22 protein-coding genes are annotated in these 21726 nt (G+C 65.9%); 6 read left to right on the forward strand and 16 right to left on the reverse strand.

What is annotated here, in order from left to right:
* The 8 genes from HUX88_RS15385 to HUX88_RS15420 form a co-directional block, all read right to left on the reverse strand.
* The coding region (locus HUX88_RS15385) for a 3-hydroxyisobutyryl-CoA hydrolase (RefSeq protein ID WP_176362356.1) at positions 1-855 on the reverse strand (855 nt) is incomplete at its 3' end.
* 91 nt (positions 856-946) lie between these two features.
* On the reverse strand, positions 947-1306 hold the full coding sequence (gene hpf, locus HUX88_RS15390; protein ID WP_117014394.1) for a ribosome hibernation-promoting factor, HPF/YfiA family: 360 nt from the start codon (positions 1304-1306) through the stop codon (positions 947-949).
* A 77-nt stretch (positions 1307-1383) separates the two neighbouring features.
* Positions 1384-2862 carry an RNA polymerase factor sigma-54 gene (locus HUX88_RS15395; protein WP_117014395.1) on the reverse strand — a complete coding sequence of 493 codons (1479 nt, stop codon included), beginning with the start codon at positions 2860-2862 and terminating at the stop codon, positions 1384-1386.
* A 5-nt stretch (positions 2863-2867) separates the two neighbouring features.
* Positions 2868-3620, reverse strand: a complete 753-nt coding sequence (lptB, locus tag HUX88_RS15400; protein WP_020704452.1) for an LPS export ABC transporter ATP-binding protein — start codon at positions 3618-3620, stop codon at positions 2868-2870.
* Positions 3621-3622: 2 nt separating this feature from the next.
* Positions 3623-4222 (reverse strand): lipopolysaccharide transport periplasmic protein LptA, encoded by a 600-nt coding sequence (gene lptA, locus HUX88_RS15405; RefSeq protein WP_117014496.1) that lies wholly within the window; start codon positions 4220-4222, stop codon positions 3623-3625.
* Between the two features lie 28 nt (positions 4223-4250).
* Positions 4251-4844 carry an LPS export ABC transporter periplasmic protein LptC gene (lptC, locus tag HUX88_RS15410; protein WP_117014396.1) on the reverse strand — a complete coding sequence of 198 codons (594 nt, stop codon included), beginning with the start codon at positions 4842-4844 and terminating at the stop codon, positions 4251-4253.
* Between the two features lie 12 nt (positions 4845-4856).
* Positions 4857-5387 carry an HAD family hydrolase gene (locus HUX88_RS15415; protein ID WP_117014397.1) on the reverse strand — a complete coding sequence of 177 codons (531 nt, stop codon included), beginning with the start codon at positions 5385-5387 and terminating at the stop codon, positions 4857-4859.
* A complete protein-coding gene (locus HUX88_RS15420; protein WP_176362357.1) occupies positions 5387-6385 on the reverse strand; it encodes an SIS domain-containing protein in 999 nt (332 codons plus the stop codon). Before HUX88_RS15420 ends, HUX88_RS15415 begins: the two co-directional genes overlap by 1 nt.
* Before the next feature lie 127 nt (positions 6386-6512).
* Here HUX88_RS15420 and HUX88_RS15425 point away from each other — a divergent pair, with 127 nt between their 5' ends.
* Positions 6513-8495, forward strand: coding sequence for a monovalent cation:proton antiporter family protein (locus HUX88_RS15425; RefSeq protein WP_176362358.1), 1983 nt, complete (start codon positions 6513-6515; stop codon positions 8493-8495).
* 12 nt (positions 8496-8507) lie between these two features.
* Here HUX88_RS15425 and HUX88_RS15430 read toward each other — a convergent pair whose 3' ends face one another.
* From HUX88_RS15430 to HUX88_RS15455, 6 genes are all read right to left on the reverse strand, one after another.
* Positions 8508-9806, reverse strand: coding sequence for a diguanylate cyclase (locus HUX88_RS15430; protein WP_229219370.1), 1299 nt, complete (start codon positions 9804-9806; stop codon positions 8508-8510).
* 80 nt (positions 9807-9886) lie between these two features.
* Positions 9887-10738, reverse strand: coding sequence for an MOSC domain-containing protein (locus tag HUX88_RS15435; protein WP_117014401.1), 852 nt, complete (start codon positions 10736-10738; stop codon positions 9887-9889).
* A 78-nt stretch (positions 10739-10816) separates the two neighbouring features.
* Complete coding sequence (locus HUX88_RS15440; protein ID WP_176362359.1) at positions 10817-12403, reverse strand: NYN domain-containing protein; 1587 nt, start codon at positions 12401-12403, stop codon at positions 10817-10819.
* Positions 12404-12512: 109 nt separating this feature from the next.
* Positions 12513-13322: a response regulator gene (locus tag HUX88_RS15445; protein WP_176362360.1), complete on the reverse strand. Its 810-nt coding sequence runs from the start codon at positions 13320-13322 to the stop codon at positions 12513-12515.
* Positions 13319-15037, reverse strand: coding sequence for a hybrid sensor histidine kinase/response regulator (locus tag HUX88_RS15450; protein ID WP_176362361.1), 1719 nt, complete (start codon positions 15035-15037; stop codon positions 13319-13321). The genes HUX88_RS15445 and HUX88_RS15450 overlap by 4 nt, the downstream gene beginning before the upstream one ends.
* On the reverse strand, positions 15034-15762 hold the full coding sequence (locus HUX88_RS15455; RefSeq protein WP_117014405.1) for a Crp/Fnr family transcriptional regulator: 729 nt from the start codon (positions 15760-15762) through the stop codon (positions 15034-15036). The genes HUX88_RS15450 and HUX88_RS15455 overlap by 4 nt, the downstream gene beginning before the upstream one ends.
* A gap of 225 nt (positions 15763-15987) precedes the next feature.
* On the opposite strand from HUX88_RS15455, the gene HUX88_RS15460 reads away from it, so the two are divergent.
* A complete protein-coding gene (locus tag HUX88_RS15460) occupies positions 15988-16194 on the forward strand; it encodes a hypothetical protein (RefSeq protein WP_176362362.1) in 207 nt (68 codons plus the stop codon).
* 101 nt (positions 16195-16295) lie between these two features.
* On the opposite strand, the gene ychF is transcribed toward HUX88_RS15460, so the two are convergent.
* Positions 16296-17387: a redox-regulated ATPase YchF gene (gene ychF, locus HUX88_RS15465; protein ID WP_176362363.1), complete on the reverse strand. Its 1092-nt coding sequence runs from the start codon at positions 17385-17387 to the stop codon at positions 16296-16298.
* 214 nt (positions 17388-17601) lie between these two features.
* Here ychF and HUX88_RS32980 point away from each other — a divergent pair, with 214 nt between their 5' ends.
* The 3 genes from HUX88_RS32980 (at position 17602) to HUX88_RS15475 (ending at position 18387) form a co-directional block, all read left to right on the forward strand.
* The gene (locus HUX88_RS32980; RefSeq protein ID WP_301549480.1) at positions 17602-17733 is read left to right on the forward strand and encodes a hypothetical protein; all 132 of its coding nucleotides are present in this window, start codon (positions 17602-17604) and stop codon (positions 17731-17733) included.
* Between the two features lie 120 nt (positions 17734-17853).
* Positions 17854-18021 (forward strand): hypothetical protein, encoded by a 168-nt coding sequence (locus HUX88_RS15470; protein WP_176362364.1) that lies wholly within the window; start codon positions 17854-17856, stop codon positions 18019-18021.
* A gap of 3 nt (positions 18022-18024) precedes the next feature.
* Positions 18025-18387, forward strand: coding sequence for an acyltransferase (locus HUX88_RS15475; protein WP_229219371.1), 363 nt, complete (start codon positions 18025-18027; stop codon positions 18385-18387).
* A 1-nt stretch (position 18388) separates the two neighbouring features.
* Here HUX88_RS15475 and HUX88_RS15480 read toward each other — a convergent pair whose 3' ends face one another.
* Positions 18389-19672, reverse strand: coding sequence for an MFS transporter (locus HUX88_RS15480; protein ID WP_117014410.1), 1284 nt, complete (start codon positions 19670-19672; stop codon positions 18389-18391).
* 188 nt (positions 19673-19860) lie between these two features.
* Between HUX88_RS15480 and HUX88_RS15485 the strand changes: the two genes are divergently transcribed.
* Complete coding sequence (locus tag HUX88_RS15485; RefSeq protein WP_176362365.1) at positions 19861-21681, forward strand: DUF885 family protein; 1821 nt, start codon at positions 19861-19863, stop codon at positions 21679-21681.
* The last annotated feature ends 45 nt before the right edge of the window (positions 21682-21726 follow it).

The following is a 21726-nucleotide window of genomic DNA, read 5'->3' on the forward strand; positions in this document are numbered from 1 at the left end:
CTCGACCAGCTCGTGCGTCACGCACATCATCAGCGGCGAGCGCGTGGCCATCACCTGCAGCGTCTTTTGCGCGAAGGCGCTGTCGTCCGTCTTCAGCGAGGCGACGATGGCCGGCACCGAGCCGGCGCCGAAGTGGCGGTCGATGGCGGCGCGTTCGGCGGCCAGCTTGCTGTCGCCCGCCGCGTCCTTGAACGGCGCCGCGAAGGCGGCGATGGCGGCCCGCAAGCCGGTGCCCGGCGTCGCGTCAAGCAGGGCCGACAGCGCCGCCATCTCACTGCCCGGTACGAAGTGGTCGGCCAAGCCGGCGTGCAGCGCGTCGGCCGCGCCGATGGTCACGCCGGTCACGCCCAGGTAGCAGCCCAGCTTGCCCGGCGCGCGCGACAGGAAGTAGCTGCCGCCCACGTCAGGGAACAGGCCGATGTTCACCTCCGGCATGGCCATCTTCGTGCGCTCGGTGACGATGCGCACGCGGCAGCCGGGACCGCCCTGCGCCACGCCCATGCCGCCGCCCATGACCACGCCGTCCATCAGCGCGATGTAGGGCTTGGGATAAAAATGGATCAGGTGGTTGAGCGCGTACTCCTCGGTGAAGAAGTCCTCCACCAGCGCGCTGCCGCCCTGCGGCGTGGCGCGGCCGGCGTCGTAAAAGAAGCGGATGTCGCCGCCGGCGCAGAAGGCCTTCTCGCTGCTGCTGCGGATGACGACTGCGGCGATGGCGCTGTCGTCGCGCCATGCCAGCAGCGCCTGCGTGATCGCGCGCACCATCGCCAGCGATAAAGAGTTCAAGGCCTTGGGCCGGTCCAGCGTGATGAAGCCGGTTCCGTTGCTGACGCTGGTGTGGACGTATTCGCTCATGAGGTCGCAGGATAGTGGTGAAAACCCTATTCTATGCGGGCGCAAAAAAGGGCGCCAGTGCGCCCTTAGTTTGATGGTGCCGAGGCCGTTGTTATAGGGCGGCGGCAGCGGGTTCGTAGCTATCCGGGAGATGCTTGATCGCATCGTGGCCGTGCTCTTGGACCTTGGCTTTGTACTTCATGACCTGCCGATCCAGCTTGTCGACCAAGGTGTCGATGGCGGCGTACAGGTCCTGCGACAGGCTTTCCACGTAGACGGTCTTGCCCGACATGCGCAGGTTGATTTCAGCCTTCTGGCGTTTCTCTTTCTCTTTAAGGTTATCTACGGTCAGGATGACAGCAATATCAATCACTTGATCAAAGTGGCGGGTGACGCGTTCCAGCTTGCTCTGCACGTATTCACGGATGGCAGAGGTCACTTCGAGATGATGTCCACTGATGGTGAGATTCATACACACTCCTAAAGATAATGTCGCTTCTTACGGTTAGTGCGGGGCCCATTGCCACCGGGCGCGCAGGAACCAAGTAACTACAAAGACTTGCGGAGACTGACTGGCGGGATCTTTAAAGCTTCGCGATATTTGGCAACAGTTCGTCGCGCAATCACCATGCCTTGTTCTCCCAGCATGTCCGCAATCTTACTGTCGGATAAAGGATTTTTCGGGTCTTCTGCTCCTGTCAATTGCACGATGAGTGCGCGTATCGCCGTCGAACTTGCTTCCCCCCCCGCTTCGGTGGCGACATGGCTACCAAAGAAATATTTCAACTCAAACATGCCATGCGGGGTCAGCATATATTTTTGAGTTGTTACACGAGAAATAGTGCTCTCGTGTAGACCCAGTGTATCAGCAATTTCGCGAAGCACAAGGGGGCGCATGGCAACCGCGCCATGGGAGAAAAAGTTCTTTTGTCGTTCTACTATCGCTTGTGCGACGCGCAAAATCGTGTCGAAACGCTGGCGCATATTCTTGATCAGCCACTTCGCTTCCTGCAGCTGCGCGCCCATCGCGCCCTCGCCTTTTCCCTGCTTGAGCAGGTTGGCGTACATGGCGTTCACGCGCAGGCGCGGCATGACGTCGTTGTTGAGGCTCACTTGCCAGCCGTTGCGCGCTTTTTTGACGATCACGTCCGGCACCACGTAGTCCGACACGTCCGACGCGAACGCCGAGCCCGGATGTGGATTGCACTGGCGGATGACGGTTTGTGCTTCGCGCAAATCCTCGTCGTCGCACACCAGCGCCTTCTTCAATTTGTTGAAGTCGCGCTGGGCGAACCAGGTCAGATGATTTTCCACGATGGCCAGCGCCATGCGCCGCGTCACCATCGGTATGCCCGGCAGGCGCTTGATCTGCAGCGCCAAACATTCGGACGCGTTGCGCGCGCCCACGCCCATCGGGTCGAAGCTTTGCAGCAGCGACAAGGCGGTGCGCAGCTCGTCGATGTCCACCTCCAGCTCCTCCGGCAGGCGGGCGTGGATCTCGTCCAGCGATTCCTCGAGGTAGCCGTTCTCGTCCAGCGCGTCGATGATCAGCTCGACCAGCGCGCGGTCGCGCATCTCCAGCACCGTCACGCGCATCTGCTCCATCAGGTGCTCGCGCAGCGTGCAGTGGCTGGCCTCGAGCTGCGGGCGCGAATCCTCGTCGTCGGGCGCCTTGCTGCGGCCGGCGTCGCTCCAGTCGACGTCGGCGTCGCTGCTGGTGCTCTCGGTGTCGGCGGCCGGGCCGTCGTAGTTGTCGGCGTCGGCGGCAGGCGCTTCCTGGGCGTTGGGCGGGCCTTCGGGCGGCGCGTCGCCGACCGGGGCTTGTTGGCTGATGGCGCCGTCCGACAGCAGCCGCAGCGAGCGGTCCAGCGGGTCGTCGAGGCGCTCCAGCAGCGGATTATCGGTCAGCAGCTGTTCCAGTTCCTGATGCAGCTCCAGCGTCGACAGTTGCAGCAGCCGGATCGACTGCTGCAGCTGAGGCGTCAGCGCGAGGTGCTGCGACGTGCGCAGTTGCAAAGACTGTTTCATGGGTTTTACATACGGAAGTGTTCACCCAGATACACGCGACGCACCGATTCGTTGGCGATGATGTCGTCTGGCCGGCCTGAAGCCAATACCGTGCCCTGGTTGATGATATATGCGCGGTCGCAGATGCCCAGCGTCTCGCGCACATTGTGATCGGTAATGAGGACGCCGATGCCGCGTTCCTTGAGGAAGCGCACGATGCGCTGGATCTCAATGACGGCGATCGGGTCGACCCCGGCGAATGGTTCGTCGAGCAGCACGAAGCGCGGGTTGGTCGCCAGTGCGCGCGCGATCTCCACGCGGCGGCGCTCGCCGCCCGAGAGCGACAGCGCCTGGTTCTCGCGCAGCTTTTCGATCTGCAAATCGGCCAGCAGGGTATTGAGCCGTTCATCAATGGCAGCCTTGGATAAAGGCTTGCCGTCCACTTTCTGAATTTCGAGGACGGCGCGGATATTTTCTTCCACCGTCAGCTTGCGGAACACCGACGCTTCCTGCGGCAGGTAGGACAAGCCGAGCGAGGCGCGGCGGTGGATGGGCAGCGAGGAGATGTCGGTGCCGCTGATGTCGATGCTGCCGGCGTCCGACGGCACCAGGCCGACGATCATGTAGAACGAGGTGGTCTTGCCGGCGCCGTTGGGGCCGAGCAGGCCCACCACTTCGCCGCATTCGACCTGCAGGGAGACGTCATGCACGACCTGGCGCTTGCCGTAGGTCTTTTGCAGGCCGCGTACGATCAGGGTGCTACCGCAGGATGGTTCCATGCTCACTTCTCCGTGGCCGGCGGCGTCGACGCGGCCGGCGTGGTTGCTGGCGCGGTGGCCGGCGCGGCCGGGCGGATGGTCGGCTGGATCACCATGGTGCCGCGGCCGGCGCCCGGCTTGCTCTCGCCGGTGACGGTGTTCTTCACGGCGAACTGTTCCTTGCGGCTGTCGTAGGAGATGAACTCGCCGTTGACCTCGTCGCTGAGGCGGCCCGCTTCGAGGCGACGCACCTTGGCCTTGGAGAACAGCTTGACCAGGTCGGTCTTGTTGCTGTATTCGATGCGCTCGGCCTCGCCCTCGACCCACTGGTCGCCGGCGCCGTCGCGCTTCTGGCGGAAGGTGGCCGGCGTGCCGGGCGTGCTGGTGAGCACGACGAAGTCGTAGCCTTCGGGGTCGGTGGTCATCACCGCCTTGGGCGACTTCAGCAGCAAGGTGCCGCGCGTCAGGATCACGTTGCCGATCAGCGTCTTGACCTGCTTGACGTCGTCGATCTGCAGGTCGTCGTACTGGATCGTGGTCGGCTTGGTGGAGTCGGCCTTTTCCGCGTGGGCGGCACAGGCCGCCATCAGCAGCACGGCGGCCGAAAACATCAGTTTTTTCATCGTCATTCCATTCTTCATCGTTGGTTCTTCAATGGCCGGGGCGCGGCGGCAGCACCAGCTGCCCGCGTCCGCCCAGCTGCACTTCGCGGGTGGCGTTGTTGGCCTTCATGCCGACGCCGTTGGCGGTGGCGTTGCCGATTTCCAGCGCCACCGGCGCCGTGGTTTCCATCCGTTCCTCGTCCGGGTACACCGTCAGGGTCGAGGTCGTCATGCGCAGCGCCTGCGCCTTCGGCGTGGCCGGGCGCACCACGTCCACATTACCACTGAGCTTGACGCGCGTATTGCCCTGGTCGACATGGGCGGTGTCGGCATGCATATTCATCGGCGGCTGGTCGCCGGACAGGCTGTGCACGTACGGCTTGTCGATGTCGGAGGCGTCGCCGACCGGCCGGTGGGTCAGCTTCTCGCCGGAGATGATGTAGGCCGGCTGGCCGGTCTTGTTCATGCGGACCATGCTGAAGCGGTCGATGATGTAGTCCGGCTCGTCGCGGTGCTGGTCGGCCTGCGCCTGCTGGCCGGCCTGGTTGACCACCTGCACCAGCCAGAAGCTACCGACGGCGACCAACACACCGACCACCATCACGATGGTCAGCTGCCAGCGGTGGGCTGTTCTCTTATGCATGCTCGGTCCTCGTCAAACCAGGAACTGCGCCATCACGCGCTCGTACGTGCCCTGCGCGTGCAGCAGCAGTTCGCACACTTCGCGCACGGCGCCGCGGCCGCCGGCGGCGACCGTGGTGTGGTGGGCGCGCTCCAGCACCTCGGCGCGGCCGTTCGGCACGGCCACCGCGAAGCCGACGCGCGTGAGGATGGGCAGGTCGACCACGTCGTCGCCGATGAAGCCGACCTGCTCGGCGGTGAGGCCGGTCTTTTCCAGCAGCGCCTTGAACGGCGTGAGCTTGTCGTGGCCGCCCTGGTGCAGGAAGCCGATGCCGAGGTCGGCCGCGCGCTTGATCACCTGCGGCGACGTGCGCGCGCTGATGATGGCGGTCTGCACGCCGGACTCCTGCAGCAGCTTGATGCCCAGGCCGTCATGCACATTAAAGGTCTTGAGCGCCTCTCCCTCGGCGCCGTAGTGCAGGCTGCCGTCGGTCAGCACGCCGTCGACGTCGAAGATCATCAGCTTGACGCGCGCGGCGCGTTCCACATAGGTCGGTTCGGTCATCAGATCACCTTGGCGCGGGTCAGGTCGTGGATGTGCAATGCGCCGACCAGCTTGCCGTCGGCGTCGGTCACCAGCATCTGGTTGATGCGGAACTGCTCCATCACGGCGACGGCGTCGACCGCCAGCTTTTCCGGCGAGATGCTGCGCGGGTTGGCGTGCATGACGTCGCGGATCACGACCTTGGTGAAGTCCTGGACCTTCTCGATCATGCGGCGCAGGTCGCCGTCGGTGAACACGCCGATCGGCTTGTTGTCGGCGTCGACCACGGCGGTCATGCCCATGCCCTTCTGCGTGATCTCCAGCAGCGCGTCGGTCAGCTTGACGTCGGCGGTGACCTTGGGCACGGCGTCGCCGCTGCGCATGACGTCGCGCACATGGGTCAGCAGGCGGCGGCCCAGCGCGCCGCCCGGATGCGAGCGGGCGAAGTCCTCCTCCTTGAAGCCGCGCAGGTCCAGCAGCGCGACGGCGATGGCGTCGCCCAGCGCCAGCGTGACGGTGGTGGAGGTGGTCGGCGCCAGGTTCATCGGGCAGGCTTCCTTGGCCACGGCCACGTTCAGGTGGACGTCGGCGATGCCGGCCAGGCTGGAGCCGGGCTTGCCGGTCATGGCGATGACCTTGCTGCCCATGCGCTTGACCACCGGCAGGATGGTCATCAGCTCGGCGCTCTCGCCGGAGTAGGAAATGGCGATGAAGGCGTCGTCGGCGGTGACCATGCCGAGGTCGCCGTGGGCGGCTTCGGCCGGATGCACGAACAGCGCCGGCGTGCCGGTCGAGGCCAGCGTGGCGGCGATCTTGCGGCCGATGTGGCCGGACTTGCCGATGCCGGACACGACCACGCGGCCCTTGCAGTTCAGCAACAGTTCGATGGCCTGCACCACGCTGTCGTCGGCGTCCAGGCGGGCGTTCAGGGCGGCGATGGCCTCGGCCTCGTTCTGCAGGGTGTCGCGGGCAAGGCGCAACGCATGCGCGGCCATATTTGCGTCAAAAGCTTTCAGCATTGTTTTTTCATGGGTTACACTCATGCCCAAGTATAGCCGAATTGAGAAAGCAAAAAACTTGCCAGTAACAACATAAGGGCCCCTACAGCCCACAAACAACGAAATAATATTTTCTGGCCAGGTTGATATGACGTTTACACCTTTGGAATTGACCTTGTTGTTGCTGGGCAGCGCGGTGCTGGGCGTGGTCGCCTTCCGCATGCTGCAACTGCCGCCGATGCTGGGCTACCTGGCGGTCGGCATCCTGATCGGCCCCCACGCGCTGGGCCTGGCCGAGTCGAGCGAGGCCTTCCACTCGCTGGCCGAGTTCGGCGTGGTGTTCCTGATGTTCTCCATCGGGCTGGAATTCTCCCTGCCCAAACTCATGGCCATGCGCCGCATCGTGTTCGGGCTGGGCATGGCGCAGGTGGTGCTGACCATCGCCGCCACCATGGTGTTCGGCTGGGCCATCGCCACCCAGCTGCCGCCGGCCATCCACATCGGCTGGCAGGCCTCGTTCGCGCTGGGCGGCGCGCTGGCCATGTCGTCCACCGCCATCGTCTCCAAGATGCTGACCGAGCGGCTGGAGCTGGAAAGCGCGCACGGCCGCAAGATCATCGGCATCCTGCTGTTCCAGGATCTGGCCGTGGTGCCGCTGCTGATCCTGATCCCGTCGCTGGGCCAGCGGCCGGACGCGCTGGCCGAGACGCTGGCCTGGGCCGGCGTCAAGGCCGTGATCGTGCTGGCGCTGTTGCTGTTCTTCGGCCAGAAGCTGGTGCGCGGCTGGTTCACGGTGGTGGTCAAGCGGCGCTCGCAGGAACTGTTCATGCTCAACCTGCTGCTGATCACGCTGGGCGCGGCCTGGATCACCGAGCGCGCCGGCCTGTCGCTCGCGCTGGGCGCCTTCGTGGCCGGCATGCTGATCTCCGAGACCGAGTACAAGCACCAGGTGGAGGAGGACATCAAGCCCTTCCGCGACGTGCTGCTGGGACTGTTCTTCATCACCATCGGCATGCTGCTCAACGTGCGGCTGGTGATGACGCACTGGTGGCTGGTGCTGGTGCTGCTGGCGGGGCCGGTGCTGCTCAAGTTCGCGCTGATCGCCGGGCTGGCCAAGTTGTTCGGCGCCTCGGACGGCGTGTCGATGCGTACCGGCCTGGCGCTGGCGCAGGCCGGCGAGTTCGGCTTCGTGCTGCTGAACCTGGCCGGCGGCAGCCATCTGATGGACCCGCTCATCATCCAGGTGGTGCTGGCGTCGATGGTGCTGTCGATGCTGGTGGCGCCGTTCATCATCGCCAAGTCGGACCAGATCGTGATGAAGGTCTCCAGCAACGAATGGATGATGCAATCGCTGGCGCTGACCAAGATCGCCAGCCGCACCATGTCCACCAACAAGCACGTGATCGTGTGCGGCTTCGGCCGCAGCGGGCAGAGCCTGGCGACCCTGCTGGCCGAGGAAAATATCGACTACCACGCGCTGGACCTGGATCCGGAGCGGGTGCAGGAGGCGCAGACGGCCGGGCGCAACGTGTCCTACGGCGACGCCGCGCGGCGCGAAAGCCTGGTGGCGGCCGGCATCTACCGCGCCAGCGCGGTGGTGATCACCTACGCCAGCACGCCGTCGGCGCTGAAGGTGCTGCACCTGGTGCACGAGCTGGCGCCGACCTTGCCGGTGATCGTGCGCTCGTACGACGATACCGACCTCGACCGCTTGAAGGCGGCCGGCGCTGCGGAGGTGGTGCCGGAGCTGATGGAGGGCAGCCTGATGCTGGCCTCGCACGCGCTGGTGATGCTGGGCGTGCCGCTGCGGCGGGTGGTGCATAGGGTGCAGACGGCGCGCGAGGAACGCTACGCCTCGCTGCGCGGCTACTTCCACGGCGCCAGCGACGCCGGCGAGGAGGCGGATATGGAACGCCTGCATTCGGTGACGCTGAGCGACAGCGCGGCCGGCGTGGGCAAGTCGCTGGGCGAGATCGACATGGCCGGCGCGGGCGCCGAGGTGAGCGGCATCCGGCGCGGCAAGGGCAGGCTGGACGTGACGCCGGAGTTGGTGCTGGAAGCGGGCGACGTGGTGGTCTTGCGCGGCACGGCCGAAGCCGTCAACCGCGCCGAGCAGCGCCTGCTGCGCTAAAACACAGTGGGGTCAAGTCTGACATTCGGACACGGACTCTGCCGTTGGCTGGGGGTCAAGTCTGACATTCGGACACGAGCTCAACCGTAGGCGCCTACGGTTGAGCTCGTATCCGAATGTCGACTTGCCCCCGTGTTGCGCAACAGGTTCGGCGCGGCTCACTACGCGGTTGCGGCCGGTTTCCTTGGCGACGTACAGCAGCGTGTCGGCCTGCGCCACCCAGGCGCGTGCGATGGCTGCCGGGTCGCCTTCGGCTTCGCCGGGATTGAGGCAGGCCACGCCGATCGATACCGTGACCGACAACTGCAATTCCTGCGACAGCGCGATCATGCTGCCGGCCACGCTGGCGCGGATGCGCTCGGCCACGAAGGCCGCGCTTTCCAGATTGGCGTCGATCAGCAACACGACGAATTCCTCGCCGCCGAAACGCGCCAGCGCGTCCGACGTGCGCAGCTCGTTCTTGATGCGGGTGGCCACTTCGCGCAGCACGTCGTCGCCGCCGCCGTGGCCGACCGTGTCGTTGACCCGCTTGAAGTGGTCGATGTCGATGTACATGAACGAGATCGGATATTTCTGGCGCCGCGCACGCGCGATCTCTTCCAGCAGGCGCCGGTCGATGTAGCGCCGGTTGTAGACCCCGGTCAGCGAATCGGTCAGCCCGATGTACTTCAACATCTCGTTGCTGATGACGTTTTCCAGGCAGATGGCGATGATCGACGCCATGTGCTCGATGAAGTCCGTGCCCAGGCTGGGCGTGAAGCGGGTCGGGTCGCAGCTGCCCAGGTTGAGGCTGCCGATGATGCGCTTGTTGCGCAGCAGCGGCACCAGCGCCACGCTCTGCAGCCCGGCCGGCGGCCGCGGGAACGGCGTCGCGTGGCGCTGCGCGTCGTACATCCCCAGCAGCGGCTTGGGCGTCGGCGTGTAGACGTTGCGCTGGCCCAGGTCGAAGCCCAGCCCGTCCAGCGATTCCACAAAGATCAGCTCGGGGAAATCCTCGAACACCACGTCCAGCTTGAGCATGACGGTGCGGATGTCGGCGTCCTCGTCGACCAGGGTCAGGGTCACGCTGTCGAGCTCGGAGATCACCGGCAGCACGCGGAAGATGGTGCCGATCAGTTCGGGGAAATTGGCGGCGCTGACGATGTCCAGGTCGAACGCCTGGTGGCGGGTCATGATGGAGTGGTTGCGCTCGGCCTGCTCCAGCAGGTAAGCCATGCGCGCCCGCAGGGCCTGGTTTTCGGCCGCCAGATCCACCGCGCGCGCGGCGTGGTCAGTCTGCGGCGATAACTTGCCTGTTGCAGTTTGCGTCATATTTGCCCTTACTCATCAGCTGGTTTCATTCCCCTTGCCACATTACGCCAACTTTTGCCGATTGGGAATGCCTGAGCGCGTTAAAACGCCAGCGTGACGACGATTTCCTGCCCCACCCGCACCTGCTGGCCCTCGCCGGCGACCAGGATGGCGTTCATGCCGAAGCACAGGGCGCCATCCAGCTCGGCCTTGGCGCGATAGCTTTGCATGATGTCCAGCGGGTCGGGGCCGAACTGGCCGGTGGCCTGGTCGACCGACGGCATGGGGCAGCGCGAGCATGGCTTGACCGGCTTGAGCAAGGCGTCGCCCAGCTGGAACGATTCGACGTAGTCCTCCTCGAACGCCTCGATGCCGGACACGACCAGGTTGGGACGGAAGCGGTTCATCGGGATGGCCTCGCGGCCGGCACGGCGCAGCTTGTCGTTCAGGTCGTCCAGCGAAGCGGCCCCGGCCACGAGCATCGGATAGCCGTCCGAGAACATGGTGGTGGCGGCCACGCCGTTGGTCCACTTCTCGCTGACGGCGCGCTCGGCGTTGGCGTGGAAGCGCGCCAGCCGGCACGGCACGCCGATCGCCTGGGTGAACCATGCGGCGGTCAGGTCGTCGCAGTCGTAGGCCAGCACGGTGTCGTCCCAGACCTGGGTGGTGAGGGTGGGCGCCAGATAGGGATCGGGCAGGTCGAGCGGAATTTCCAGCCGCAGCATGCCGGGCGCGCGCAGCTCCAAGGTGCTGCCCTTGAGGCTGGGCGTGATCAGCGCCATGCGCGGATGGTCGCGCTGGGTCAGGCAGACGCCGGCGCCGTCGACCACCATCCATTCGCGGTCGTAGATCTGTCCGGACATCAGGCCGGTGACGGTCAGCGTGGCTTCCTGCAGCGGGATGCCGCCGCAGGACTTGATCGGATACAGCGTGATTTCGGAGAGGATGGGCATGTTCGGCACCGTTGTTAGGCAGATGAAAACATTGCCATTATACGATCAGCCGAGTCGGCCCGCCCTCCCCGTCCGGGATTACTCCTCGGCTTTGGCGGCGGCGGCCTTGGGCGCACGCGGTGCGCGTGGCGCCGCCGGCTTGCGCGGCTTGGCGGCGGCCTTGGCCTTGGCCGGCTTGGCGGCCGGCGCGGCTTCGGCCTCGGCCTCGGCCGGCGCCGCCGGGGCCGGCGCTTCGACCGGCGCAGGCGCAGGCGTTGCAGCCGGCTGTTCGCCGCTCACCGCTGCCGCGCCCTTGCCGCCGCGCGCATTCTTCGCGCCCTTGCCGCCCTTGCCCGATGCGGCGTCCTCGGCCTTCGGCTTGGCGGCCTCTTTCAGTTTGCGTGCGGGCGGTTTCTGGCCGCTTTTCTTCTTGGCCGGCGCGTCGATGGCAAGCACCGGCTCGCTGGCCACCACCGGCAGCTCGACCGCCGCTTCGATGACCACCGGCGCCTCGGCCGCAGCCTCGGCCCGTTCCTGACGCTCACCCTGCTTGCGTCCGCCGCGATTGCCGCGACCACGGCCACGGCCACGATCGGACTCGGCCGCAGGTTCCGCCGCCGCTTCCGGCTGACCAGCAACTTGCTCGGGCTCGACATAGGCCGGCACGTCCTGCTCCGCCTCGTCCTCGGCAGGCTGGGCGACGCGCGCCTGCTGCGCCAGGCGCTCGGCCTGACGCTCGGCGAAACGCTCGGCGGCGGTGCGGCCGCGGCCGCGGCTGCGGCGCGACTCCTGCTTGCCGCCATCCTGCGCCTCGGCCTGCGCGCCGTCCAGCGGCGCCTCGCTCACCTGCAAGCCGGGCGTCGCCACGCCGGTGCCGCGATACACATACGCGCCGGACTTTTCATCGCGGCCGAATTCCAGCAGGCCGCGCGCCTTGCATTCCTCGATCAGGTTGCCGAAGGTGCGGAAGCCATAGTAGGACTCGCTGAAGTCCGGCTTGCGGCGCTTGATCGCCTCCTTCAGCACGGAGGCCCAGATCTTGCCGCTGTCGCCGCGCTCGGAGACCAATGCCTCGAAGGTGTTGGCGGCGATTTCCACCGCCTGGTTGCGGCGCTTGTCCATCTCCTCGCGGCGCATGCGCTCCTCTTCCGGCGAGCGCTTGACGGCCGGCTTGGTCTCGGTGCTGGACTCGCGCTTGGCGCGGCGGCTCTCGCGCACCAGGTCGTCGTAGAAGATGAATTCGTCGCAGTTGGCCACCAGCAGGTCCGAGGTCGACTGCTTGACGCCGACGCCGATCACCTTCTTGGCGTTCTCGCGCAGCTTGGACACCAGCGGCGAGAAATCGGAGTCGCCGGAGATGATGACGAAGGTGTCGACATGCGACTTGGTGTAGCACAGGTCGAGCGCGTCGACCACCATGCGGATGTCGGCCGAGTTCTTGCCGGACTGGCGCACGTGCGGGATTTCGATCAGCTCGAAGTTGGCCTCGTGCATGGGCGCCTTGAAGCCCTTGTAGCGGTCCCAGTCGCAATACGCCTTCTTGACCACGATGCTGCCCTTGAGCAGCAGACGTTCCAGCACCGGCTTGATGTCGAACTTGTCGTAATTGGCGTCGCGCACACCGAGCGCCACGTTTTCAAAATCGCAGAACAGCGCCATGCTGACGTTATCGTTGGAAGATGCCATGAAGAGTATTTTTCTAGTGAGGAGTGAGGCGGGTGCGAAAGGCAGACGCTTGCAATCCGACGATTATACCCAACAAAGCCGCGCGCGCGACTAACGGCACAGCCCGCGCCTATTTTCGCGTGAACATGGCCGCCATCGCGGTGACGTCGCGGCCGACGCCGCGGTAGCCGGCGAAGCGGCCCGTCTCGTCGAACATCGGTTCGCCGCTGACCTGCAGATACTGCAGCGCGCCGCCGATGGTGCGGCTGTAGACGAAGTCCAGGAAGGCCTTGCGCTCGGCGATGTTCGACTCCAGCAGCGCGTGCTCGGCGACGTCCCAGCCGCCGGCGTCGCCGCCGCCGATGCCCACCATGTCGGCCACCGGGCCGGCCCAGTGGGTGAGCACGCCGTCGGCGTCCTGCTCCCAGTACCAGTCGGTCGACAGCTCCGCCAGGCGCTGGAAGCGCGCCTCGCTGGCGCGCAGCTCGGCCGTGCGTTCGAGCACCGTGTATTCGAGCTGCTGGTTGTGGCGGTGCAGCCGGCGATGCAGCAGGCGCACCTCCAGCAGGTTGCGGATGCGCGTCTCCACCTCGACCAGCTCGAACGGCTTGCCGACGAAGTCCTTGGCGCCGGCCTGCAGCGCGCGCAGCTTGTGGCTCGGCTGCGCCGTCACCACCAGCACCGGCACGTAGCCGTCCGGCTCGATGTCCTTGAGCGCCTCCAGCACGGCGAAGCCGTCCATGCCGGGCATCTGCAGGTCCAGCACGATCAGGTCGTAGTGGTGCTGCCGGTGCAGCCCGCACACGGCGACCGGGTCCATGGTGCTGCTCACGCGGGTGTAGCCGGCGTTGGCCAGCATCTGCTCCAGCAGCATGACGTTGGCTTCCTGGTCGTCGACGATCAGGATCTCGGCGCCGAGTATTTCAGAGGGGTCTATCATGATGCGCTTCCGTTGGTGCTGAGGTGGAGGCCGCCGTGCTCGGCGGCGAATGCGAGCGCCAGGTCCAGCGCGCCCATGAACTCGACCACATTGATCGGCTTGGTCAGATAGCGGAAGAAGCCCGCCTCCACGCCTTTTTCTATGTCGCGCGGCATGGCGTTGGCCGACAGCGCCATCACCGGGATGTGCGCCGTCGCGGCGTCGTCCTGCAGGATTTTCAGGCAGCCGTAGCCGCTCACGCCGGGCAGGTTGATGTCCATCAGGATCACGTCCGGCTGGTAGGCGCGCGCCAGCTGGATGCCGCCGTGGCCGTCGATCGCGGTCAGCAGCTTGAGGTCGCTGCGGCGCTGGATCAGCTGCTCCACCAGGTTCAGGTTGGCCGGGTTGTCCTCGATGTAGAGCAGCGTCTTCTGCGTGGCGCGGTCGCGCTCGTCGAGCAGCACCGGCGCGCCGTAGGCGGCGGTCTCCAGCACCGGCTCGTCGCTGGCGGCCAGCTCGATCCAGAACGTGGTGCCGACGCCGACCTCGCTGTCGACACCGATGGCGCCGCCCATCAGCTCGGTCAACTGCCGGGTCACGACCAGGCCGATGCCGGTGCCCTCCTCGGCGCCGTCCTCCTGCCCCAGCCGGTTGAAGGGCTGGAACAGCTGCGCCATCTGTTCGGTGCTCAGGCCGGCGCCGGTGTCGGTGACGTTGATGCGCACCATGCCCTCGCTGCCGGCCGCGCACGCCACCGTCACCATGCCGCCGCGCCGGTTGTACTTGATCGCGTTCGACAGCAGGTTGATCATCACCTGCTTGACGCGCGTGCGGTCCGCGTGCACGAAGAACGGCTCGCTGAGCGCGGCGAAGAACAGGCGGATGCCGCGCTTTTCCGCCTGCGGCCCGATCAGCGCCTGGCAATCCTTGAGCACCTCGGACAGGCCCATCGATTCCTGCGACATGGTCACCTTGCCCGATTCGATCATCGCCAGGTCGAGGATTTCATTGATCAGTTGCAGCAGGTACCAGCCGCCCTTGAGGATCTGGTCCAGCGAGCGCTGCTGCGCGGCGCTGGGCGGCGGCTTGTCCGACGCCAGCAGCTGCGCGAAGCCCAGCACCGCGTTGAGCGGCGTGCGCAGCTCGTGGCTCATGGCCGACAGGAATTCCGACTTGGCGCGGTTGGCCGTCTCGGCCAGCGCGCGCGCCGCCTCCAGCTCCACATTGGTCTCCTGCAGCGCCAGCTGCTGTTCGCGCAGGCGCTGGTCCAGCAGCGCCTGTTCGCGCTCGACCTGCTTGCGGGCCGTGTTGTCGGTGCCCATCAGCAGATAGCCGATGACTTTCTCCTCGGCGTCGCGCAGCGGGCTGACCGAGACGATGGCCGGGAAGCGGCTGCCATCCTTGCGGATGTAGGTCAGCTCGTAGATGTCCTCGATGCCGCGCGAGGCCTTGAACACCAGCGCCTCGAAGCCCGGCCGGATGGTCACGCCGGCCTCGATGCTGAGCGCGGCGGCGCGCGCGATCACTTCCTGCGCGTCGGAGATGCCGGCCGGCGTGATCTGGTTGACCACCTCGGCCGCGCTGTAGCCCAGCATGCGCTCGGCGCCGACGTTGAAGATCTGGATCACGCCCTGGGCGTCGGTGGCGATGCTGGAGAAATTGGCGCTGTTGTGGATCGCCATCTGCAGCGCGTCGGCCTTGAGCAGCGGGCCCTCGGGGCGTTGGGGGGTGGTCATGGCGGATCCTGGCGTTGGCGCACGTCCGACATCAGGCGCGCGAATTCTTTTTTGACGACGTCGTAGCATTCGCAGACGTCGCCTTCGAGGCCGACGCGGTCCAGCACCGAGATATGGCCGCGCCGGTTGCTGATGTAGCCCTTGGCCTGCAGGCGGCCGGACGCCACCGTCACCCCTTCGCGCCGCACGCCCAGCATGGTGGCGATCAGTTCCTGGGTCATGGTCAGCTCGCTGGTGGGCAGGCGGTCCAGCGTCAGCAGCAGCCAGCGGCACAGTTGCTGGTCCAGGCTGTGGTGGCGGTTGCAGATCGCCGTCTGCGACATCTGCGTGATCAGCGCCTGGGTGTAGCGCAGCAGCAGGCGCATCACCGGGCCGGCGCGGTTGAACTCTTCCATCAGGATGTGCGACTTGAGGCGGTAGCCATGGCCGGCGGTCTGCACCACGGCGCGGCTGGGCGTGGTGTTGCCGCCCATGAACAGCGAGATGCCGAGGATGCCCTCGTTGCCGACGCCGGCGATCTCGGACGAGCTGCCGTTCTCCAGCACATAGTGCAGCGAGACGATGGCCGAGGTCGGGAAGTACACGTGGTCGAGCTTGCCGCCGGATTCGTACAGCACATCGCCCAGCCGCATCATGATCGGTTCAAGGTAGGGCGACAGGCGGGCGAACTCGGCATCCAGCAGCGCGGCCAGCAGGTGGTTCTGGTTGGGGTTGTTCAGACGCATGAAACATTCCTTGTTCCAGTCGTCAACTAGGCGGGGGGCGGGGACGGCAAACGAAGGCCGTCACACAGGGTAACACAGTTGGGTGGAAACCCCGGATGGGACGGCGATTCAATAGTGTCCGGCTATGCCGCGCGGCGGGGCCCCCCCCCCCCCCCAGAAACCGGCTGCGGGGCGCGGGCCGCAATCGTGCTAGTCTGGGGCAACCGACCCATCCGAAAAGGCTATATGTCAACTTATCGTCCCGAGGGACTGGAAGCATTCCGCGCCTACGCGGCCGCGGTGGCGGAAGAGCACGCGACGGCGCACGAGCTGGCGCAATGCGCGAAGATCGACGTGTACAACCTGCTGGCGGCCGACCTGTTCGACCGCGTGACGGCGGCGCGCGCTAAAAGCGCGGCCGCGTTCAAGATCGTCGAGGGATTCAAGAGCTGAGGCGCAGGCGCGCCGGCCGAGGGCGCGATGTCCTGTTTCGGCGGCGACGGAGAAAAAAGAAGCCCTGTCAACACAGGGCTTCTTCAAAGTACAGCGGAACGTTAGACGTTGAACAGGAAGTTCAACACGTCGCCATCCTTGACCACATACTCCTTGCCCTCGGCCCGCATCTTGCCCGCTTCCTTGGCGCCGCTCTCGCCCTTGTACTGGATGAAGTCGTCGTAGGCGATGGTTTGCGCGCGGATGAAACCGCGTTCGAAGTCGGTGTGGATCACGCCGGCCGCCTGCGGCGCGGTGTCGCCCACGTGGATGGTCCAGGCGCGCACTTCCTTCACGCCGGCGGTGAAGTAGGTTTGCAGGCCCAGCAGCTTGTAGGCGGCGCGGATCAGGCGGTCCAGGCCCGGCTCTTCCATGCCCATGTCGGCCAGGAAGGCGGTCTTGTCGGCGTCGTCCAGGTCGGCGATCTCCGCTTCGATCGAGGCGCAGATGGCGACGATGGGCGCGTTCTGCGTGGCGGCGTAGGCGGTCAGCTGGTCCAGCAGCGGGTTGTCCTTGAAGCCGGTGTCCGACACGTTGGCCACGTACATGGCCGGCTTGGCGGTGATCAGGCACAGCGGCTTGATCAGGGCCATTTCGTCGGCGTCCAGGCCCATGGCGCGCACCGGCTTGGCTTCGTTCAGGTGCGGCACGATGCGCTCCATGATGGCCAGCAGCTTGGCGGCGTCCTTGTCGCCGGAACGGGCTTTCTTGTTTTCGCGATGGATGGCTTTTTCCACGGTGCCCAGGTCGGCCAGCGCCAGCTCGGTCTGGATCACTTCGATGTCGTCCAGCGGGCTGACCTTGCCGGCCACGTGGATCACGTTGTCGTCCTCGAAGCAGCGCACCACGTTGACGATGGCGTCAGTTTCGCGGATGTGCGACAGGAACTGGTTGCCCAGGCCCTCGCCCTGCGACGCGCCCGCCACCAGGCCGGCGATGTCGACGAACTCGACGATGGCGTTGACCATGCGTTCCGGCTTGACGATCTCGGCCAGGCCAGCCATGCGCGGATCCGGCACTTCGACCACGCCGACGTTAGGCTCGATGGTGCAGAACGGATAGTTCTCGGCCGGGATGCCGGCCTTGGTCAGGGCGTTGAAGAGGGTGGACTTGCCGACGTTGGGCAGGCCGACGATGCCGCATTGGAGACTCATGAAAAACCTTTAATTATCAATTTCGCCGGCAAGCGGCTGGTGAAAAACGGCCAGCAAGGGGCGTTTTCTGGATATTCGTGCTTTTTAAAGCGTTCAAGGGTCAATTGTACCTCCCTCGCACCGACTCCTCCAAAAAACACTGCACAAAGGAATAGTGGACTTATTGCCGCGTAGCACTATCATACAGACAGTGCCACCCGCCGGAGTCCACGCCATGCCCGCTATTGCCGAGACAGCACCGATCTACATGCGCAGCCGGCGATTCGATCGCCTGTTCGTGCTGGGCATTCCCCTGCTCGCGCTGGCCACGGGCGCTGCTGCCCTTGCCCGTGGCGGTATTCGATGATGAGCGCGCGTCCCGGCTCCACCTTCCCGTCGATCGAGGTGTGGAAGCTGCCGGTGCCGTCGTGGCTGGCCCTGGCGACGCTGGCCGCTCTACCCGCCGGCCTGCCTGGCGCTGACCGGCGTGGTGTACCGCGCCATCGACCTGTCCAATGCCTACTTCGTCAACTACACGCTGGTGCCGCTGGTGGTCATAGTCTACCAGGGCATTAATTTTCACCATTACATCGTGGACTCGATCATCTGGAAGCTGCGCAAGCGCGACGTGCAGAGCGCGCTGAAGATCGGCTGACCGATGACCGCCACCGCGCGCATGGCGCCGCGCTGTCCGGTGCTGGACGCGCTGCGCGCCGTGGCGATCCTGCTGGTGCTGGCGCGGCATTGGGCGCTGGCCTCGCAGGCCGCGTTCGGCGTCGTGCCAGGCGGGCCGCTGGCGGTGCTGGCCGCCAATGGCTGGATCGGCGTCGACCTGTTCTTCGTGCTGAACGGCTTCCTGATCGCCGGTCATTTCACCGGGCTGCGCGCGGCGCCGTCCAACCTCGCCGCCGTGCTGGACTTCTACCGCCGTCGCGCTTTCCGCACGCCCGCCGCGTGGCTGCTGCATGTAGCGCTGGAGCGGCCGTTCCTGCTGCTGCGCGACCGCATGGCCACCGCCTGAATCAGACGCCGCCGGACGGCTCCTTGACGAACAAGGAAGTCACCATGCCGATGCCGCACACCGCGATGACGTAATAGGCCGGCGCCAGCGGATTATTCTTCAGCATCAGCGCCACCACCACCGGCGTCAGGCCGCCGAAGATGGCGTACGCCAGGTTGTACGAGAACGACAGCCCCGAGAAGCGCACCTGCGCCGGGAAGGCCTTGACCAGCACGCAAGGCACGGCGCCGACCACGCCGACGTTGAAGCCGACCAGCGCATACAGCGGCAGCAGCAGGTCCGGGCGCGCGTGCAGCGTGGTGTAGAACACGTAGGTGCTGATCGCCAGCAGCAGCGAGCCGCCGAACAACGTGACGCGCGAGCCGATGCGGTCGGCCAGCACGCCGGCCACGATGCAGCCGATCGCCAGGCACAGCGTCGCCAGGGTGTTGGCCACCAGCGAGGTGTGCGGATCGAAGCCGTAGATTTTCTGCAGCAGCGTCGGCGTCATCAGGATGACCACGACGATGCCGGCCGACAGCATCCACGTCAACAGCATCGACACCACGACCGCGCCGCGATGGCTGCGCAGCACGGACTTGAGCGGCATCTCGGCGGCCAGCGCCTTGCGCTGCTGAAGCTCGGCGAACACCGGCGTCTCATGCAGCCAGCGGCGCAGGTACATCGCGCCCAGGCCGAAGATGCCGCCCAACAGGAACGGCAGGCGCCAGGCGCCGTCGGCCACCTGCTCCGGTGTGAAGGCGGTGTTGATGCCGGTCGCGACCACCGAACCGAGCAGGATGCCGAAGGTCAGGCCGGCCGTCAGCGTGCCGCAGGCATAGCCGATGTAGCGCGCCGGCACGTGCTCGGACACGAACACCCACGCGCCCGGCACCTCGCCGCCCACCGCCGCGCCCTGCATCACGCGCAGCAGCAACAGCAGCAAGGGCGCGGCCAGGCCGATGCTGGCGTAGGTCGGCAGCGCGCCCATCAGCAGGGTCGGCACCGCCATCAGCAGGATGGACATGGTGAACATGCGCTTGCGGCCCAGCAGGTCGCCGAAGTGGGCCATGATGATGCCGCCCAGCGGACGCACCACGTAGCCGGCGGCGAAGATGCCGAAGGTTTGCAGCATGCTCAGCCAGCCCGGCATCGAGGGCGGGAAGAACAGCTTGCCGATCACGGCGGTGAAGAACACGAAAATAACGAAGTCATAGAACTCCAGCGCGCCGCCCAGCGCGGCCAGCGACAGGGTCTTGTAGTCCTGCCGGGTGAGCGGGCGGGCCGGTGAGGCGCGGTGATCCATGCCGGGGCTGGGGGCGATGGCTGCTGCATGATCGTTTATCTGCATGTGTGGTCTCGCTTTTGTTGGCGTTTTTATGGGCTGCCGGTTCACGGCATCCATAGAATACGCAATTTTTCCGGCGCTGAGTAAACCGCATCGACAAGTGCTAGACTGCGGGGCGAAATTCCAACTCAACCTTGAGGACACCCATGCCATCTGCCCGCCCGCTCGCCGCGCTGACCACCACCACCCTGATCGCCGCATTGTTGATGGGAGCGCCGCCGGTGCTGGCGGCCGCCAAGCCGGCGTCCACGCAGCAGGCCGGCCAGGCGCAGAAGCAGCTGGCCAGGCTGGCGGCGGCCTTCCACACGGCGCGCTGCAAATACGATCCGCTGCTGTTCGCCACCGCCAACGGCGACGGCCGCTACGACGACCAGCTCGGCATGAGCATCTCGCCCAAGGTGCGCGCGGCGCAGTTCGCGCTGTACCGCCAGATGCAGAAGCAGCTGATGACGGTGCACCGCGACCAGCTCGGCCAGCAGGACCAGCTGACCTACGACCTGCTGTCCTATGAACTGAACAACGCGCTGCAGCTGGAGTCCTTCCCTGAACACCTGCTGCCGCTGAACCAGTTCGACAACGTGCCAAGCACGCTGGCCAACTACGCCGACGGCACCGGCTCGCAGCCGCTGGGCACGGTCAAGCAATACCAGGCCTACCTGAGCCGCCTGAACCAGCTGCCGGCATGGATAGACCAGGCCATCGCCAACATGAAGCAAGGCATGCGCAGCGGCGTGGTGCAGCCGAAGGCGATCACCGTGGCGATGCTGCCGCAGTTCCAGAACCTGCGCGCCGAGACGCCGGAAACCAGCATCTACTACTCGCCGGTGACGCGCTTCCCGGCCGGCTTCTCCGAGGCCGACCAGCGGAAGTTGAAGGCCGCCTACCTGCACGCCGTGGAGGGCGGGATCGCGCCGGCGCTGAACCGCCTGGTCAGCTTCCTGCAGAACGAATACCTGCCGGCCAGCCGCGCCAGCAGCGGCTGGAGCGCGCTGCCGAACGGCGCCGCCTGGTACGCCGCGCGCATCAAGGACAGCACCAACCTGCCGCTGACGCCGGACGCGGTGCACGCGCTGGGCCTGAAGGAAGTGGCGCGCATCCAGCAGCAGCTGGCCGCGCTCGGTCCCAAGCTGGGCTACGACGGTCCCGAAAAACAATTGCCGCAATGGGTGGCGGCGCAGGACAAGTTCAAGATCTTCACCACCGACGAGCAGGTGCTGGACGCCTACCGCGCCATCTACGCCACGGTGCAAACCAAGCTGCCGACCTACTTCAGCCTGGTCCCGAAAGCCAAGCTGGAGCTGCATCTGGAGCCCGAGCTGACGCGCGCCACCGCGTCCGACCACTACACGCCGTCGGCGGCGGACGGCTCGCATCCGGGCGTGTTCTGGCCGGTGGTGAACGATCCGAAGAAATACAGCCGGGTCGACATGGTCAGCCTGTTCCTGCACGAAGGCGTGCCCGGCCACCACCTGCACGCGGCGCTGCTGAAGGAACTGGACTTGCCGGACTTCCGCAAATTCAGCACCGAGAATCCGAACAGCGCGGCCTACACCGAAGGCTGGGCACTGTACTCGGAAACGCTGGGCCGCGAGATGGGCCTGTATGAAGACCCGGTGGCCTACTACGGCCACCTGAACGCGGAGATGCTGCGCGCGGCGCGGCTGGTGGTCGACACCGGCCTGCACGCGAAGGGCTGGAGCCGCGAGCAAGCGATCGCCTACCTGGCCGACACGCTGGGCTGGAGCGAAGCGCGCGCCAGGAACCAGATCGAGCGCTACATGGTGTGGCCGGCACAAGCGCTGAGCTACAAGATCGGTTCGTTGAAGATCCTGGAACTGCGGGCGCGGGCGCAGGCGGCGCTGGGCGACAAGTTCAGCTACCAGAAATTCCACGAAGTGGTCATCGGCGACGGCACACTGCCGCTGCCCATCCTGGAAGCCCGCGTCGACCGCTGGATCGCCAAATAAAATTGAGGCCGTGTCCGAATGTCAGACTTGACCCCAAGTTGCCGT

The organism is Duganella sp. BJB1802, from assembly GCF_013369445.1.
GTDB classification, from domain to species: Bacteria; Pseudomonadota; Gammaproteobacteria; order Burkholderiales; family Burkholderiaceae_D; genus Rugamonas; species Rugamonas vulcania_A.

Excerpts from the sequence above, each read along its gene's own strand:
- HUX88_RS15450 (WP_176362361.1), bottom strand. The coding sequence starts at position 15,037 with ATGACCACCCCCCAACGCCCCGAGGGCCCGCTGCTCAAGGCCGACGCG.
- HUX88_RS15485 (WP_176362365.1), top strand. The coding sequence starts at position 19,861 with ATGCCATCTGCCCGCCCGCTCGCCGCGCTGACCACCACCACCCTGATC.
- HUX88_RS15460 (WP_176362362.1), top strand. The coding sequence starts at position 15,988 with ATGTCAACTTATCGTCCCGAGGGACTGGAAGCATTCCGCGCCTACGCG.
- HUX88_RS15445 (WP_176362360.1), bottom strand. The coding sequence starts at position 13,322 with ATGATAGACCCCTCTGAAATACTCGGCGCCGAGATCCTGATCGTCGAC.
- HUX88_RS15435 (WP_117014401.1), bottom strand. The coding sequence starts at position 10,738 with ATGCCCATCCTCTCCGAAATCACGCTGTATCCGATCAAGTCCTGCGGC.
- HUX88_RS15455 (WP_117014405.1), bottom strand. The coding sequence starts at position 15,762 with ATGCGTCTGAACAACCCCAACCAGAACCACCTGCTGGCCGCGCTGCTG.
- HUX88_RS32980 (WP_301549480.1), top strand. The coding sequence starts at position 17,602 with ATGCCCGCTATTGCCGAGACAGCACCGATCTACATGCGCAGCCGGCGA.
- HUX88_RS15425 (WP_176362358.1), top strand. The coding sequence starts at position 6,513 with ATGACGTTTACACCTTTGGAATTGACCTTGTTGTTGCTGGGCAGCGCG.
- HUX88_RS15475 (WP_229219371.1), top strand. The coding sequence starts at position 18,025 with ATGACCGCCACCGCGCGCATGGCGCCGCGCTGTCCGGTGCTGGACGCG.
- ychF (WP_176362363.1), bottom strand. The coding sequence starts at position 17,387 with ATGAGTCTCCAATGCGGCATCGTCGGCCTGCCCAACGTCGGCAAGTCC.
- HUX88_RS15395 (WP_117014395.1), bottom strand. The coding sequence starts at position 2,862 with ATGAAACAGTCTTTGCAACTGCGCACGTCGCAGCACCTCGCGCTGACG.
- lptB (WP_020704452.1), bottom strand. The coding sequence starts at position 3,620 with ATGGAACCATCCTGCGGTAGCACCCTGATCGTACGCGGCCTGCAAAAG.
- lptA (WP_117014496.1), bottom strand. The coding sequence starts at position 4,222 with ATGAAAAAACTGATGTTTTCGGCCGCCGTGCTGCTGATGGCGGCCTGT.
- HUX88_RS15480 (WP_117014410.1), bottom strand. The coding sequence starts at position 19,672 with ATGGATCACCGCGCCTCACCGGCCCGCCCGCTCACCCGGCAGGACTAC.
- HUX88_RS15420 (WP_176362357.1), bottom strand. The coding sequence starts at position 6,385 with ATGCTGAAAGCTTTTGACGCAAATATGGCCGCGCATGCGTTGCGCCTT.
- HUX88_RS15415 (WP_117014397.1), bottom strand. The coding sequence starts at position 5,387 with ATGACCGAACCGACCTATGTGGAACGCGCCGCGCGCGTCAAGCTGATG.
- HUX88_RS15440 (WP_176362359.1), bottom strand. The coding sequence starts at position 12,403 with ATGGCATCTTCCAACGATAACGTCAGCATGGCGCTGTTCTGCGATTTT.
- HUX88_RS15430 (WP_229219370.1), bottom strand. The coding sequence starts at position 9,806 with ATGACGCAAACTGCAACAGGCAAGTTATCGCCGCAGACTGACCACGCC.
- hpf (WP_117014394.1), bottom strand. The coding sequence starts at position 1,306 with ATGAATCTCACCATCAGTGGACATCATCTCGAAGTGACCTCTGCCATC.
- lptC (WP_117014396.1), bottom strand. The coding sequence starts at position 4,844 with ATGCATAAGAGAACAGCCCACCGCTGGCAGCTGACCATCGTGATGGTG.